General features: G+C 69.9%; 14 protein-coding genes and 1 tRNA gene. 6 read left to right on the top strand and 9 right to left on the bottom strand.

What is annotated here, in order from left to right; genetic code table 11:
* Positions 1-12 precede the first annotated feature (12 nt).
* Entirely contained in the window at positions 13-855 is an 843-nt protein-coding gene (locus FHS42_RS17040; protein WP_184573239.1) for an N-formylglutamate amidohydrolase, read from the top strand.
* A gap of 182 nt (positions 856-1,037) precedes the next feature.
* On the opposite strand, the gene FHS42_RS17045 is transcribed toward FHS42_RS17040, so the two are convergent.
* On the bottom strand, positions 1,038-2,447 hold the full coding sequence (locus tag FHS42_RS17045; RefSeq protein ID WP_184573089.1) for a polysaccharide lyase 6 family protein: 1,410 nt from the start codon (positions 2,445-2,447) through the stop codon (positions 1,038-1,040).
* Between the two features lie 306 nt (positions 2,448-2,753).
* Complete coding sequence (locus FHS42_RS17050) at positions 2,754-3,323, bottom strand: nucleoside deaminase (RefSeq protein ID WP_246494908.1); 570 nt, start codon at positions 3,321-3,323, stop codon at positions 2,754-2,756.
* A 372-nt stretch (positions 3,324-3,695) separates the two neighbouring features.
* Between FHS42_RS17050 and FHS42_RS17055 the strand changes: the two genes are divergently transcribed.
* Positions 3,696-4,328: a choice-of-anchor C family protein gene (locus FHS42_RS17055; RefSeq protein ID WP_184573241.1), complete on the top strand. Its 633-nt coding sequence runs from the start codon at positions 3,696-3,698 to the stop codon at positions 4,326-4,328.
* Between the two features lie 325 nt (positions 4,329-4,653).
* Here FHS42_RS17055 and FHS42_RS17060 read toward each other — a convergent pair whose 3' ends face one another.
* The 6 genes from FHS42_RS17060 to FHS42_RS17085 all read right to left on the bottom strand — a co-directional run bounded on the left by FHS42_RS17060 (position 4,654) and on the right by FHS42_RS17085 (position 9,689).
* Positions 4,654-6,027, bottom strand: coding sequence for an RNA polymerase sigma factor (locus FHS42_RS17060; protein WP_184573090.1), 1,374 nt, complete (start codon positions 6,025-6,027; stop codon positions 4,654-4,656).
* A gap of 2 nt (positions 6,028-6,029) precedes the next feature.
* Positions 6,030-6,380 carry a YciI family protein gene (locus FHS42_RS17065; protein WP_184573091.1) on the bottom strand — a complete coding sequence of 117 codons (351 nt, stop codon included), beginning with the start codon at positions 6,378-6,380 and terminating at the stop codon, positions 6,030-6,032.
* Between the two features lie 410 nt (positions 6,381-6,790).
* A complete protein-coding gene (locus tag FHS42_RS17070; protein ID WP_184573092.1) occupies positions 6,791-7,375 on the bottom strand; it encodes a short chain dehydrogenase in 585 nt (194 codons plus the stop codon).
* A gap of 143 nt (positions 7,376-7,518) precedes the next feature.
* Positions 7,519-8,280: a metallophosphoesterase family protein gene (locus FHS42_RS17075; RefSeq protein WP_184573093.1), complete on the bottom strand. Its 762-nt coding sequence runs from the start codon at positions 8,278-8,280 to the stop codon at positions 7,519-7,521.
* 201 nt (positions 8,281-8,481) lie between these two features.
* Positions 8,482-9,336: a maleylpyruvate isomerase N-terminal domain-containing protein gene (locus tag FHS42_RS17080; protein ID WP_184573094.1), complete on the bottom strand. Its 855-nt coding sequence runs from the start codon at positions 9,334-9,336 to the stop codon at positions 8,482-8,484.
* A gap of 164 nt (positions 9,337-9,500) precedes the next feature.
* Entirely contained in the window at positions 9,501-9,689 is a 189-nt protein-coding gene (locus tag FHS42_RS17085) for a hypothetical protein (RefSeq protein WP_184573095.1), read from the bottom strand.
* Positions 9,690-10,417: 728 nt separating this feature from the next.
* On the opposite strand from FHS42_RS17085, the gene gdhA reads away from it, so the two are divergent.
* The 3 genes from gdhA to FHS42_RS17100 all read left to right on the top strand — a co-directional run bounded on the left by gdhA (position 10,418) and on the right by FHS42_RS17100 (position 14,228).
* Complete coding sequence (gene gdhA / locus FHS42_RS17090; RefSeq protein WP_184573242.1) at positions 10,418-11,758, top strand: NADP-specific glutamate dehydrogenase; 1,341 nt, start codon at positions 10,418-10,420, stop codon at positions 11,756-11,758.
* A 1,073-nt stretch (positions 11,759-12,831) separates the two neighbouring features.
* On the top strand, positions 12,832-13,323 hold the full coding sequence (locus tag FHS42_RS17095) for a DinB family protein (RefSeq protein ID WP_184573096.1): 492 nt from the start codon (positions 12,832-12,834) through the stop codon (positions 13,321-13,323).
* A 566-nt stretch (positions 13,324-13,889) separates the two neighbouring features.
* On the top strand, positions 13,890-14,228 hold the full coding sequence (locus FHS42_RS17100; RefSeq protein ID WP_246494909.1) for a phosphatidylserine decarboxylase: 339 nt from the start codon (positions 13,890-13,892) through the stop codon (positions 14,226-14,228).
* 17 nt (positions 14,229-14,245) lie between these two features.
* Here the strand turns inward: FHS42_RS17100 and FHS42_RS17105 are convergent.
* A tRNA-Pro gene (locus FHS42_RS17105) sits at positions 14,246-14,319 on the bottom strand.
* A gap of 161 nt (positions 14,320-14,480) precedes the next feature.
* Between FHS42_RS17105 and soxR the strand changes: the two genes are divergently transcribed.
* Entirely contained in the window at positions 14,481-15,089 is a 609-nt protein-coding gene (gene soxR / locus FHS42_RS17110) for a redox-sensitive transcriptional activator SoxR (protein WP_184573097.1), read from the top strand.
* Positions 15,090-15,168: the final 79 nt, after the last annotated feature.

Here is a 15,168-nt window from a genome sequence, read left to right on the forward strand (position 1 = left end):
GACGCGGGGATGATGTGCGGGAGAGCTCACCGGTACGAGACACCTAGCGAGGACAGCGTGCCCATCGCCTCCGCCTCCTTTCAACTCCACCCGGGGGCGCCCGACTCCCCCGTACTCCTCCACGTCCCGCACTCCTCCCGTACCCTGCCCGCCGAGGTCCGCGCCGGGATCGTGCTGGACGACCGGGAGCTGGCGGCGGAGCTGGACCACATCACCGATGCGCACACGGCGCAGATCGCCGCCCGCGCGGCCGAGGCAACGCCCCGCGTCCCCTGGCGGTTCGTCAACCAGCTCTCCCGCCTGGCCATCGACCCCGAGCGCTTCCCCGACGAGCGCGAGGAGATGCTGAGCCGGGGCATGGGCGCGGTCTACACCCGCACCACGCACCGAGCGCTCCTGCGCCCGGCCGACTTCAACGGGCAACCGCTGATCGAGCGCTACTTCCACCCGTACGCGGAGGCGATGACGGCCGCCGTGGCCGAGCGGCTGGCAGCGGTCGGGCGCGCGGTGATCATCGACGTCCACTCGTACCCGACCAGGCCCCTGCCGTACGAGTTGCACGGCGCGGGCCCGCGCCCGCCGATCTGCCTCGGCACGGACGCCTTCCACACGCCGGCGCCGCTGCTGGCCGCGGCGCGGCAGGCGTTCGCGGGGTTCGGCGGCGTCGGCCTGGACAGCCCGTTCGCGGGGGCGTACGTGCCGCTGCGGTACTACGGGAAGGACGCGGGGGTCAGCGCGCTCATGGTGGAGATCCGGCGTGACCTCTACATGGACGAGCCGGGCGGGCCCGCGGGCCCCGGCCTCGACACGCTGGCGCGGGCGCTGGCCGACCTCGTCGCGCGCGTACCCGCCTAACGGGCCGAGGCCGTCTCAGCGCCCCCGCCACGGTCACAGAGCACGCCGGACCGGCGGGCCCGTGCCCGCTTTGCGGGTGTTGCGCGGGCCCCCGTCCGCGGGGGTCTGCGGGTGCCCGCAGGTGCCCGCGTGGCGGACGCGTGGCGGACGCGTTCGCCACGCGGGCAGCTGTCAGCAGCAGGTCATGCGGCGTTCGGGCCGACGTCCGCCGGGGTGAGGGGGCCGCGGACGGGGGCCAGCGTCGTGTACTGGTCCGCGCCGACGTCACGCTTGTCACCACGCGCGTGGCCGTCGATGTCGTCGGCCACGGCCTGACTCCTCAGCGTGGCCGCGCCGATCGCCGGGCTGCCGGCCGAGAGTCGGTGGATGCCATCGGAGCCCTTGCGCAGCAGGGGGTTGGCCCGGGTGTGGCCGCTGGAGGGGATGGTGCCGTTGGACGCCGCGCCCCACAAGATGTTGCCCTGCCAGGTGAAGCCCGTGGTCTTCTGCATCGCGACCAGGCTGCCTGCGTCGCCCACCAGGAGGTTGTCGGCGACGACCACGTCGCGGGGTTCGTAGGTCCGGCTTTCACCCGAGAGCGTGCTGCGGTTGTTCAGCAGGGTGTTGTGCACGATCACCGCGCGATCGCACGCGTCCTTGCCTCGCCGCTCCTCTTCGTTCTCGTTGGTGTGGTGGTCGCGCGTGCTGCCGCTGCCGATCACCAGGGCCTGTGCCGTCAGGCCGCTGAGGTAGTTGTTGACGACCAGGTGGTCGTTGCCGTAGACGCGCACCCCGTCGGCCCCGCCGATCAGGTAGTTGCCCTCCACGGTGGAGCGGTTGCCGTGGCGCAGCACGATGCCGCCTCGGCTGTTGCGGATCGTGTTGTACCGGACGGTGTTGTCCGACGACTTCACCGAGATGGCCTCGGGGTCCCCGTCGCACCGCTCGAACAGGTTGTACTCCACGAACGCCTTGGCGCTGGACAGCGCCTTCTCGCTGACGCCCAGGCGGATCGACTCGCCGCCGTTGTCGCCGCTGAAGCTGTGGTCGGAGAAGTGGTTCCGGAAGACGTGCAGCCCCTGGGCCATGGTGGTCGGGTCCGGCCCGTCCACGACGATGAAGATGCCCGCGGTGGTCTTGTGGTGGAAGTGGTTCCGGTCGATCTTGACGTTGTCGCCGCGTACGACCACCCAGTAGAGCTTGGTGATGTCGGCCAACTGGAAGTCGTTGCGGGTCAGTCGGATGTGCTGGCAACTCGCCGGGATCTCCAGGCCCGTGGACTGCCGGAAGGCGAAGCCGCTGACGATGATGTTGCTCGACTTGTCGAAGACGAAGCCGCGCTCGCCCTTGAGCACCACGCCCCCGCGGGACTCCGCGGTGATGGTGATGGGCGCGCTGGCCGTACCGTTCTTGCCGGAGACGTTGATGGCGCCCCCCGCGGGGACGGTGTACGTGCCGTTGGCCACGACGATGCGGGCGCCGGGTGCCGCGCGGTTGATCTCGTTCTGGAGTTCCTTCAGGAATGTGATCGGCGCCGCCGACGCGCTGGTCGGCAACACGGTGGTGAGGGCCGCGCCCAAGACGGTACCGGCGAGAAACGTGCGTCTGTGCATGATGCCTCCTGAGGGAACGGGGTGGTGCTGGGCCGACGCGTGGTCACCCCCGCCCCTGAGCGGTGGAGAAGGTGCGGTGAGCGGCCGGGTGCGAGAGCACGTCACCCGGCGCGGCTCCCGCGCCGGGCGGTCGCGCCCTGCGTACCCACAGCTTCGGGCCTGGCTCTGCCGTCGCGCTGTCGCGCCGCTAACGCGCGCGACATTCCCGGATGAGTGAGGCCACCTCACGGGCTCCGACGCGGTACGCACCCCACGCGCGCGGCGAGCTGCACGCGGACCGCGAGTTGCAGCACGGTGCCTGGCGGGTCAGTACGGATGCTTGTCTGGCTTGTGTTTCCACGCCTGGTAGGCGGTGGCGCCGAGGTCGGGGGAAATCTGCCGGATCGGGATGAGGCGCTGGTCGAGCGGCTTGTCGAAGTCCTCGTATTGGTAGGCGTCGCTGAAGCCGATCTCCGCGGTGGCCTGCGGGTCGCAGGAGAAGTAGACGGCATCCAGCCGCGCCCAGTAGATGGCGCTCATGCACATCGGGCACGGCGCGCCGTTGGTGTAGATCTCGCACCCCTTGAGCATGCGGGCCCGCTCCGGCAGGGGGTCGGGTGATCCTTCCTCGCGCGAAATGGGCTTGAGGGTGCTGTCGTTCTGGCGGCTCTGGGCGATCGACGGGGCTGAGGGGTTGAGGACCTGGACGGCCTTGCGAATGGCCTCGACCTCCCCGTGCGCGGTGGGGTCTCCGGTCAGCAGGACCCGGTTCTGCCCCCGGGCGATGATTTCCCCGTCGCGGGTGATGACCGCCCCGAACGGGCCGCCCCAATTGTTCTCCACCGATTCCATGGCCAACCGCGTGGCCTCGGCCATAAATATCAGGCTCTTTGGCATGCCCCGTCCCCGTCCCGGCCCGCTTGGCCCGTCGCACAGTTCACCATTCATTCCCTTTGCGGCGATACGACCCAAGGGCGGATGGCAGCCTCGTCCACCCGCCCCGACCTGGGAGGAGCAGACATCCGCGACCACCGCCCGCGCTCGTGCCACCCCGGCCGAGTCGCCCGCCTCATGTGTCCGAAACCCACTTCGCCGCACCGGCTCGTAGGGGCTCGTCACCGGCGCTCGGTCAACGAACGCGGTACCTCCGCACCTCGGCACGCCCTCAACCGAGGGGTGGCCTATGCCCGAGGCAGGGGCCAGAGTTCACCGTGCTCTGTACAAGCTGTCGAAACTCGGGAGGAAAAGGTGTCCGTACGACCGTATGTGATGGCCATTGCCGCGCTCGGGCTGCTCGGTGCCGCGGCCGGCGCCACGCAGGCCGCACCGTTCCACGAGAACGCCTCGACCAGCACGTCAAAGCCCACCAGCACGGCTCGCAGCATCGACGACGGGAGCTTTGAGTACCCCACCGCGCCAGCGAACAGCTTCACCAACGTCACGACGGGCCAGCCCATAGGCCCATGGACCGTCAGCAGCGGAAACGTGGACCACATCGGGCGCGGGCTGTGGCAGGCAGCGGAGCGGCACCAGTCCGTTGACCTCAACGGCCAGTCCCCGGGCACGGTGACCCAGACGTTCCCGACCACTCCGGGCACCACGTACGCCATCACGTACGCCCTCGCCGGCAACTACGCCGGGGGTCCGGCGGTCAAGACGGGTCGCGTCCTGGTCGACGGGCAAGGCATCCAGGACTTCACCTTCGACATCACGGGCAAGACCGCCACGGACATGGGTTACGTGGGCCGCCACGTCACCTTCGTCGCCCGCTCCACCTCCACGACCCTGTCCTTCGCCAGCACCACGCCCAGCAGCGCCCACGGGCCGGTGATCGACGACGTGGTCGTCCGGGCCTCCTGCTGCTCTTGCGGATGCAACCGGGGAGCCACCGGAAAGCAGTGACCCAGCCTCTCGCGGCCCCGTCACCACCGGGGCCGCGAGAGCGCCACTGATCAGCGCGACAACGCGGGGCCCCAGCTTCTGACGCGCATGCGTCGGTCGCTGGGGCCCCGCCCCGCGGGCTCACTTGAAGAGTACGGGTGACGGCCAGCGGGCGCACCGACCCACAAAGGGGCCACGACGGGCCACGACGGGGCACAGCGAGGCCCGAGCACGACCTAGGATCTCGGCCTCAGCCGTCCCTCGGGCAGGCGATTGCCCGCGAAGGCTGGGCCACGAGCCTGGCCAGTCACCGAATAGGACAGCCGCGCTTGGTCGTTGAGCCTGACTAATGCATCGCCTCGGCAGAGCCCTCCGGGCCGCTCGCACGGCTGGGCGGCCTGCCGAAGCTTCGTTGGGTCCCGTGAGTCGCCGGCGCGATCGCGTCCAACCTGCTTCGCAAGTGGGCGCGTTCGGGTTCGGTGCCGGCAAGCTCCAGGGCCCTTCGGTAGGCCTCAGCGGCCTCCGGTAGCCGGCCGAGCCGATGCAGCAGGTCCCCCCGGGCGGCCGGGTACGGGTGGTAGGTCTGGAGCTGCCGTTCGTCGGCCAGGCCGTCGAGCAGCGCCAGACCGGCCAGCGGCCCGTCACGCATCGCCACCGCCACCGCCCGGTTGAGCGCCACAACGGGGGAGGGAGTGAGCGCGAGCAGCACGTCGTAGAGCGCCACCAGTTGCGGCCAGTCGGTGGTGGCGAGGTCGGCAGCCTCGTCGTGCAGGGCGGCGATGGCGGCCTGCACGCCGTACGGCCCGGGTGGTCCGCCCCGCAGCGCGCACACCACCAGGTCCCGGCCTTCCTCGATCATCGGGCGGTCCCAGCGGGTGCGGTCCTGATCGTCGAGCAGGACGAGCGCGCCATCCGGGCCGGTCCGGGCCTCGCGCCGGGCGTGGACCAGCAGCATCAGTGCGAGTAGCCCCGCGACCTCGCGCTCGGCGGGCAGCAGGCGGCGCAAAATCCGCGCCAACCGGATGGCCTCCCCCGCCAGGTCAAGCCGCTGCAACGCCGGGCCCGAGCTGGCCGCGTACCCCTCGGTGAAGACCGAGTAGAGGACCTGGAGCACCCCGGGCAGGCGCTCGGGCAACTCGTCGGCGCCCGGCACCCGGAACGGGATGCGCGCCTCGCGGATCTTCTTCTTGGCCCGCACGATCCGTTGGGCCATCGTCGCAGGTGGCACGAGGAAGGCTCGCGCGACCTCGGGCGTCGTCAGGCCGGCCAGGCAGCGCAGGGTGATCGCGACACGGTCCTCGGCGGCGAGTGCGGGGTGGGAGCAGGTGAAGAACATCTGCAACCGCTCGTCGGGCAGGTCGCCGCCGGCGTCGGCGGGGGGCGCGGGGTCCGCACGCTCCATCTCCGTCTGCAAGATGGCCAGGCGCGCCGCGTACGCCTGGTCGCGCCGCAGGCGGTCGACGGCCTTGCGGCGCGCCGTGGTCAGCAGCCATGCCCCGGGCTTCGCGGGGACCCCTGCGCCCGGCCAGTGCACCAGTGCCGCTTCGACGGCCTCGGAGGTGACCTCCTCGGCCAGGTCGAGGTCGCCGAAGCGGCGGACGAGGGAGGCGAGCAGCCGACCGCGCTCTTCCCGAAACACCGCTTCCACGGACGCCCGCGCGGGAGACTGCTGGGAGGTTGCAACCGGTGTGCCGAACTCGGCACGCTGCTCGTCTCCCATGATCAGGCGTCGAAGTCGGCGATCGGGCGCACCACGATCGATCCGCTGCCGCGCGCACCGGGACAGCGTGCGGCCCAGTCGAGCGCGACGTCCAAGTCGGGCACGTCGATGACGTAGAAGCCGCCGAGGACCTCGCGCGTCTCCGCGAACGGCCCGTCGGTGATGGTTCGCTTGCCGTCCTCGCCCACCCGTACCGCGGTGGCGGTGACCAGGTCGGCAAGCGACTCCCCGGACACGAAGATCCCCGCGTCCTTGACCTCCTTGTCGTAGGCCATCCAGTCCTCGACGGTGCACTCGGCGGCCCCGCCGCTCTCCCCGATCGCGCCAGCGTTGATCAGCAGCATGTACTTCATGGTCCGACTCCTTCAGGTCCCGTGGTCTCTTCGCGCGGCGAGTCGCCGTACACCTAGACGACGAACGGGCAGCGGCCCGATCGACACTGCTGCGAAGATTTTTTCTCCGCACGTTTTCGACTCCGTAGCGGGCGGCTCACACCGAGCCGCCCGGCCCACCTGGCCCACCTGGCGGTGGTACGACCGTTGCGCGCCGGCGTTGGGGCTCCAGTCGCCCGGCCAGGCGGTCCTCGTTGGCGAGGTGGAGGGTGCGGACCCGGTCGATGACGTCGAGTCCGTGGAAGTGGGGCGGACCTGGACGGAGCGACGGTCATGGGGAGAGTTCCGCCAGGGCCGGGGCTGGCTCCGTCGCCTCCCGCCCCGGTGCCCTGCTCCGTCTGGCGGGGCGCGGCACCGCCGGCGGGTTCGGGTCACGGACGTATGGTTTGGCCCTGCAGTGCGCCTTCCACGGCCTCCACATACGCACGGGCCACCTCGGAGACGGGAGTGCCGTCAGCCGGGTCGGCCCCCATGCCTTCCAGAGTCTCCTTGATCCACCCCGGACTGATGAGGTTGATGCGCAGGTTACGCGGCAACTCAGCGGCCACATTGGCGACGAAGCCCTCCAGACCGGAGTTGATGAGAGCGCCCAGCGACCCGCCCGCAAGCGGAGCGGAGAAGGTGCCTCCCGTCAGGGTGATGGAACCGCCGTCCCGTAGATGACGCACGGCTCGCCGAGCCAGCGCGACCTGTCCCAGGAGCTTGCCCCGCACTCCGTCCGCGATCTCGTCGTCCGTCACCGCCGCCACATCCACTAGCGGGCCACTGGCGGCGCAGCACACCACCGCGCCCAAGTCCGACACCTCGGTGAAGAGCGTGTCGAGGGAGGAGGGATCTTCCAGGTCAACCTTGAGCGGACCACTGCGTGAAGCCCCCACGACCTGGTGAGAAGCCTCCAGCGCGCTGACAACAGCACGGCCGACCATTCCGGTCGCCCCAATCACAAGTACCTTCATGCCACCGATCATGTCAGCGGCGGCACTCCCCGCACCCGCGATTACCGCCCTGGGCCGACCGGCCGACAGGGCCTCCACCAGCCGTCTGAGCCACGAGACTTACGCTGTCCGCCCCGCCGCACGGTAGGGCGGGATGGCAGCCGTCACGGCGTACGGTCGCGGCCGTCGCGCGGGGCGAAGGCTTGGATGGCGTCCGCGTCGGTGGCGCGGGCGTGGAGGAAGTAGTCGGCCCACTCGGCGGCTTCGGGGTAGGACGAGTCCTGGCTGACCTGGGTGGCGGCGGCTTCTACGTCAAAGTGCGTGGTGCGCAGTTCGACACCCGGGCCCAGCAGGGCCCAATGCGCTCCGGCCCTCCCGTAGGGCATGCCGACGCTGCCGGGGTTGATCACGAGGCGGCCGTGCGCGAGTCGGACGAACGGCATGTGCGTATGGCCGCAGACCACGGTGCGGAGGTCGGCGTCGAGTCCGCTGAAGACCTCCTGCCAACGGTCGAGTCGGGTGTCAACCAGGACGACCTCCTCGTCGTCGCGGGGCGTGGCATGGCAGAACAGCACCTGGCCCAGGCCGCGCACGGGGAGGGCGAGCCGCTGCGGCAGGGAGCCGAGCAGGTCGAGGTGGTCCGCGCGCAGTTGTTCGGCCGCCCAGGGAGCGATCGGGTCGGGGATCGTGGCGCGTTGCCCTCGGCGGTATTCGAGCAACTCGCGATCGGCGTTGCCGCTGATCCATGCGACGCGGTCACCGAGACCCACGAGCAGGTCGAGAACCCGCGTCGGCTGCGGCCCCGCGGCGATGTCGCCGGTGAGCACGATGCGATCGGCGGCGCTCACCTCTGGTTCGGCGAGCACCGCTTCCAGGGCAGGCAGGACCCCGTGGATGTCGGACAGGACGGCCACCCGGTTCAGCATGGTCACCACTGTGCGGTGTGGGTGGCCAGGAGGCCAGGTCGTTTCGCCTGACGCGTATCTCACGCCCTCCGAAGGAGCAGGGTGGTGTCTGCGGGGGTCGAAGCCGGCGCGCAGTGGCCGAGCTCGCGGGTTCGCGGACCTGCGGGCGCGGGAGAGCCCAGCCGCCCCGAAGCCGCTGACCGACGCTGACCGACGAAGAGGTCAGGGGCTGGCGATGAGTACGCCGAGCTGCCTGGCGAGCCATGGTCTGCGGCCACTGGCTCGCAGGTGGCCGCGCGCGATCGCCTTCCAGATCGGCGAGCGCCGAAAGGAGACCAACAAGAACGCGGTCGGGGTCGCCGTGATCTTGCAGTCGTAGCCGCGGGGTGGAGCATCGCGGGTCACCGTCATCGTCTCGTCCTCGACGACGACCGCCAGCCGCGGGCCACCCTTGATGGCAAGGTCGAACGCGATGCTGACGCCCCGGGCCTTCGCCTTGTGCAAAGCCATGCTCATCATCGTCGGCATCGACTGCCCGATCACCAGGCGCGCGTCGTCCGCGCTGATCGGCCAGGGGAGTCCGGCGCCGCGCGCGATGTCCAGACCGTGCACGAGGGTCTCACTCAGCACGAGTCCCGTCGCGGTCGCCACGGTGATCTCCTGTCCGAGCCAGGGCGCGGCGACGAGTGCATCCGCGGCAAGGCTTTCGGTCACCCGGAGGAACATCTCGCCCCGCTCGGCGAGGAACTCGCCTAGGTGAGCGCGTTCTTGGCCGTGGAACATCTCGATGGACGCGGCGTTCACGGTTGCGATGCGCTCGGCGAACGGCTCATCGCCCTGCGGCAGGATCTGATCCCACTCCACGGGCTCGTCGGCGCAGGCGATGGAGTGGTACGCGAGGTACACGGCGCCCAGGTGCGCGCCGACATCCCCCACCGACCACACCGGGACGCCCGACGCCGCGTCCACATCCCGTACATCGCGCAGCAGCCGGACCACCCTTGGGATCGCGACACCCAGCGCGGCACGGGTCTTCGCGTGCTCGGCGACGGGATCGAAGTGCGTGACGGCACCCATGCCACTCCCCCATGCTGCGGTCGGGCCCGCAGATTACCGCCGGGTAGCGCGGTTGCGATAGTTGTCTGCCCATACCCGGGTGGCGCCGATCGGCCTGCTCCGGGAGGCCGCCCGCCGCCGCGCTACGGCCCCTCCCTCACCGAGGTCACCGAGGTCCACCGAGGTCACCGCGCCCTGCGTACCAGGCGCCGGGCCTCCAGCGCGGCCACTTTCACGACCTCCGGCATTCCACGGCGACCACGCTCCTGGAGCAGGGCGTCGAAGTCCTCCCCCGCCAAGGTGAGCACCGCTCTTCCCGCCGAGCAGGCCCCCGCAGTTCGGTCCTGCATGGTGAACAAGGACCGGAGTGACACCAGCCAGCACCTAGTGCGCGTGCTACGCGCCCCTCCACCTGCGTTCTTCGCACATCATCGGCGGTTGGTGTCGTGCGGGTTGCAGTACGCCCACTCGCAGTAGCCCAGGCCCTCGGTGCACTTGCCGTTGAGCTTCCACTGCGGCGAGCTGGGAGGATGTACGGATGGGTGACGAGGGCACACTCAGGCCAATACCGCGGCCCTGTCCCTGACTTGCCCGCCAACACCCCGACCACCGACAGGCGAACGCGCCACCATACGGAGAAAAGTTCAGGAGAACCGATCGGCAATCGGCGGAAAACGAGTGGCGCTCCCGAGGTGCGGCGCCGTGTCGCTGGCCGCCGCCACGCCTTCACTCACCTCCTGCGGGGCGACCGCGCGGCAGTCGGCCCGTCGCCGTCCTGCCTCGGGCGGTGGACATCAGCTCAGGTGAGAGCGGTCGCGGGCCTACGACGAGCGTCGGTCACGCGGCACGAGGACGCCTTCCGCCAGCTCCGGCCTGCGTCGTCGTAAGTGCGGGTGGTGGCGGGCGATCCCGGGTCTCACATGGTGGGTGGCCGAAGTCCGAGCACTGGCCAAGATGTTTATATAAGCGTCACACTCATTTTGCCCCGCGAGCGGCGACGGCGCCGAGCGCTCATCCATGGACCGGGCCCAAGCGAGCCACACCCGTGCTGGAACCGGTGACAGCCGCGCCAGAAAGGCATCCTGTGACGACGCGATCTGACATGCAGCGCGTACTCGGCAACATCTTGGCCGAGACGGAGCAGCGCAACCCCGCCCAACCAGAGTTCCACCAGGCCGTCCACGAGGTTTTGGAGTCCCTAGCGCCGGTGCTCGCAACCCACCCCGCGTACGCCGAGGCCGGGCTCATCGAGCGACTGTGCGAGCCGGAACGCCAGATCATGTTCCGGGTGCCGTGGCAGGACGACCGCGGGCGGGTGCACGTCAACCGGGGTTTTCGAGTTGAGTTCAACAGCGCGCTCGGCCCGTACAAGGGCGGCCTGCGCTTCCACTCGTCGGTCAACCTCGGGGTCATCAAGTTCCTGGGCTTCGAGCAGATCTTCAAGAACGCGCTGACCGGTCTCGGCATCGGGGGCGGCAAGGGCGGCAGCGACTTCGACCCACACGGGCGCAGCGACGCCGAGGTCATGCGGTTTTGCCAATCCTTCATGACGGAGCTGTACCGGCACATCGGCGAGCACACCGATGTGCCGGCGGGCGACATCGGCGTCGGCGGCCGGGAGATCGGCTATCTCTTCGGCCAGTACCGACGCATCACCAACCGCTGGGAGGCCGGTGTCCTCACCGGCAAGGGCCAGGGTTGGGGCGGCTCCCTGATCCGCCCCGAGGCAACCGGGTACGGCAATGTGCTGTTCGCCGGAGCGATGCTGCACGAGCGCGGCGAGGACTTTGAAGGGCAGACGGTGGTGGTCTCGGGCTCCGGCAACGTCGCGATCCACACCATCGCGAAGCTGCGCGCACTCGGTGCAAACCCCGTGACGTGTTCGGATTCCTCCGGGTATGTCGTGGACGAGAAGGGCATCGAGGTAGAGCTGCTCCAGCAGATCAAGGAGGTTGAGCGGGGTCGCGTGGACACCTACGCCGAGCGCCGGGGCGCTTCCGCCCGCTTCGTGCCAGGCGGGCGCGTCTGGGACGTCCCCGCCGATGTCGCACTGCCATCGGCCACACAAAACGAGCTGGACGAGGACGCCGCCGCCGCGCTGATCCGCAACGGTGTGAAGGCGGTCTCCGAAGGCGCGAACATGCCAACGACGCCCGCGGCCGTCCACCTATTTCAACAGGCCGGTGTCGCCTTCGGTCCCGGCAAGGCAGCCAACGCGGGCGGCGTCGCGGTCAGTGCGCTGGAGATGGCACAAAACCACGCCCGTACCTCGTGGACGGCACAACGAGTCGAAGACGAACTGACACACATCATGAACGACATCCACGCCACCTGCCATGAAACCGCCGAGCGCTACGGCGCCCCCGGCAACTACGTGACAGGCGCCAACATCGCAGGCTTCGAACGGGTCGCCAACGCGATGCTGGCTCAGGGCATCATCTGACACCGATACCCCGGCATTCTCCGACGGTGTCGTGCCAACCGACGGGCCCGTGTCGGCCGCGCCCCGAGCGAACGAGGTTCGGTGCCTGGCCGACGCGAGGGCTCGCCCTTGAGTAATTTCGGTCAGCCGGGACGACTCAGCCGCACGCTCCGGTGGGCATGGTCGAGCCTCGGCCCGCTGAGCGAGCGACAACGGCTGCCCGCCCACGCGGATGTCAGCCTTCAGCGTGTGCGCGACCTCTGTCGGCGCAGGGTGTGGTTTCAGGCCCACAGGGCCGCGTCCCCGAACACCCGCCGCGCGTAGACGTCGCGTACGGCGTCTTTGTCGCGAGTGCCCACGGCGGTCGGCGGTACGGCAGGCCGGCGCTTCCCGGCCGGTCCGGCGGCCCCGCGTGGGGCGGGCAGCGGGGCGTTAGCCAGGCGTGAGTGATGGCGTGCAGAGCTGGCGCGGTGTCACGGTCGGGCCTCGCGGTTGCCCGGACGCGGGGCCGGAGCGGTGCCCAAGCCCTCCGGTGCGGGGCCGAGCTCGAAGGACCGACGCGTGAGCCCACGCCGTCCGCTTCGGCGGTGGGCGATGACGTCGTGCTGTCCGTGACGCGATGGGCGCGGAGGATGCCCCAACCCACCGGCGCCGCGGCCAAGGCCGTGAGCGTGAGGCCAGCCCAGGTGCCCGCCTCACGGAGCACGGGCGTCTTCGCAAGGTGGAGTTGCGCTGGCGGGAACTCTGCGGCAACCCGGACTCGACGTCCGAGGAGATGCCGATCTCGCCGTCTCGGTGGCCTAGTTGTCGGCCGCGACGACACCTCACCCTCTCGGCTGGGACCCCTGGTTAGCGTCCGCTTCGAGTTCGCACGGAACCGAGAGTTCGCACTGAACCAAGCGACTCGCCCCACTTGCCGGTAGGCAACCAAGACCATCGCCGCCTACTGGTGGGCGCGCTGGCTCCGGCGTCATCACCCGGCTCATCGAGACCATGCGACGTCGCCTCGCTCCGGCCGTTCGGCCGAAACCACCGACAGTCCAATCGACCAAAATCGTGAAGCCTCACGCTGTCCGCGAAAGGAAACACACGACATGAACGTCCCGAACCGCATCACCGACCGCCCCGAGCGCCAGATGTTGGAATACATGCTCGACCACACTCGGGCCGAACTGATCGACACGGTGCGTGGCTTATCCGAAACGGAGTCCCGCCGCCGTCTCGTCGTGTCCCGGACGACATCGATCGGTCTGGTCAAACACGCTGCGTTCGCGGAACGCAAATGGTTCCAGCACATTCTGGGCGGCTTGCCGGAATCCGAATGCGACGGTGCGATGGTGGGCGAAGCCAGTTTCGAGGTCAGCGACGACGAAACGGTCGCCGACGTGATCGCCGAGTTCGAGCGCGCCAGCGACCGAGCACGGGCGATTGCCGCTGACGTCGGCCTCGACGCCACCCGACACCATCCAGCCTGTGGCACGGTCAGCCTGCGCTGGATCTACCTACTCATCATCCAGGAATTCGCCCGCCACGCCGGCCACAGCGACATCCTGCGCGAGCAGACCGCCGCCACCCGTCGAACATGAGCCAGCCGTTCAAACCCCGCCCAGCCAGCCGCATCTGCCATGTGACCGACACCCCAATGGATCGAAGCGGCCACTGCAACGGCCGCGATCCCTAGCGTAGTTCGGCGGATTCCCATCACGCGTTGCTGAGGAGAGTTGGCCGACCGCCTGGCCACGCTGGTCAAGCGGGGCGGCCAACGGCTGCGTACGGCGTGCACGCACTGCGGCTGACGCGCCGCGGGCGGGATCGGGTCTCCCACGGACAGGGGCCGCCCTCCATCTCCTTCAGGCGTACGCCCTCGTACGCGACGACGTGATGGACGGACGCCGCAGCGCGCAGACGGCCCCACCCTGCACGTCCAACTCGCCCGTAGGCGCTGGGCCGCAGGCATGCATGGCTCCACCGACCGCGCCCTTCCCCCTACCGCCCCAGCACTCGTCACTCCTGCGAGACCGTGCCTACGGTGATCCGGACTCGTTGGCTTCCCGATCAACGCCATCCTCAACTGGGCGATGGCCACCCAGGCCGGCTTCGCCGCGTTCCTCGACAGCGACGTCAACAACGTCCTCGAAGACATGCTCAACGAGTGGAGCGTGTACCTGGCGAGCCCCGAGCAACCTATGTGCTCGACACGAAGAAGAACCACCGGTTCAGCAAGGAAGCCCTTAACGCGATGCCCAAGTTCGCGAGCACCTTCGAGTGCGGCCCCAAGGCCAAACACTACGGCTTCACGTCCTGGGACGACTTCTTCACGCGCAGATTTCGGAGCGGCGTACGCCCCGTCGCCACGGACCCGAAGACGGTCACCAGCGCTGCCGAGTCCGTCCCCTGTGATCCGCTGAGGCCAGTCAAGGGCGCCGGTCCCCCAACTGGTCCCCGGGAACGGCCAAGGGCCGGTTTCGGATTTCTCCGAAACCGGCCCTGACCTACGACTGTCTCCAGTCGGGACGACAGGATTTGAACCTGCGACCCCTTGACCCCCAGTCAAGTGCGCTACCAAGCTGCGCCACGTCCCGATGCATTCAACGTCGGCGGCGATGTGCCGTCACCTTCGCTGTCGTCGCAGGTCAAGAGCGTACAGCATGGTCGGTCTGAACGCAGTCAGGGCCCCGGCCAGCGCCCCTGGTGCGGCTGTGGGGCACGCGCCCGAGATGCTGCCGCGTGCGGTCCGTGCCCCGTGCCGCCGACGGCTACCCTCGACGGCCATGACGTCGAAGCATGCCGCCTGACGATCGGCGAACTCGCGGCCCGCAGTGGCCTGGCAACCTCCGCGTTGCGCTACTACGAGGAACTCGGACTGATCCACTCCGAACGCACGGTCGGCGGCCAGCGTCGCTTCGCCCGCGCCACGCTCCGCCGGGTCGCTTTCATCCGTGCCGCTCAGCAAGTGGGGCTCTCGCTGGAGGAGGCGGGCGCCGCGCTGGCCCGGCTGCCCGAGGAACGCGCGCCCAACGCGGCTCAGTGGAACTCGGTGGCCCAGGTGTGGAGTCTGCGCATCGATGCGCAGATCGCCGACCTGGAGCGGCTCAAGCGCCGGCTCGCAGGGTGCATCGGCTGCGGATGCCTCTCCCTGCGCAAGTGCGCCCTCTACAACCCGAGCGACGCAGCGGCCGACCACGGCTCGGGCGCCCGCTACCTGCTCGGCGATGCCCCGACCGTGTCGGAGGCGTCGTCCGCCAAGGCCCCGGGCGCCGCCAAGGCACCCGAGGTCGCGCCGGCGCCCGGTGTCCCCAAGTCGTCCTCGCAGCCGCCGGCGCCCTCCTCCTCCCCGGTGGCCCGCGCCTAACACGGCCGGGGCGCCGCCCCCAGCGAGGGGAGCGGCGCCCTGTCGATGCCGAGCCGACCGCCTCCGGCGGCGGCTGGGC

Origin of the sequence: Streptomyces zagrosensis (assembly GCF_014203645.1) — a bacterium.
Lineage (GTDB): Bacteria > Actinomycetota > Actinomycetes > Streptomycetales > Streptomycetaceae > Streptomyces > Streptomyces zagrosensis.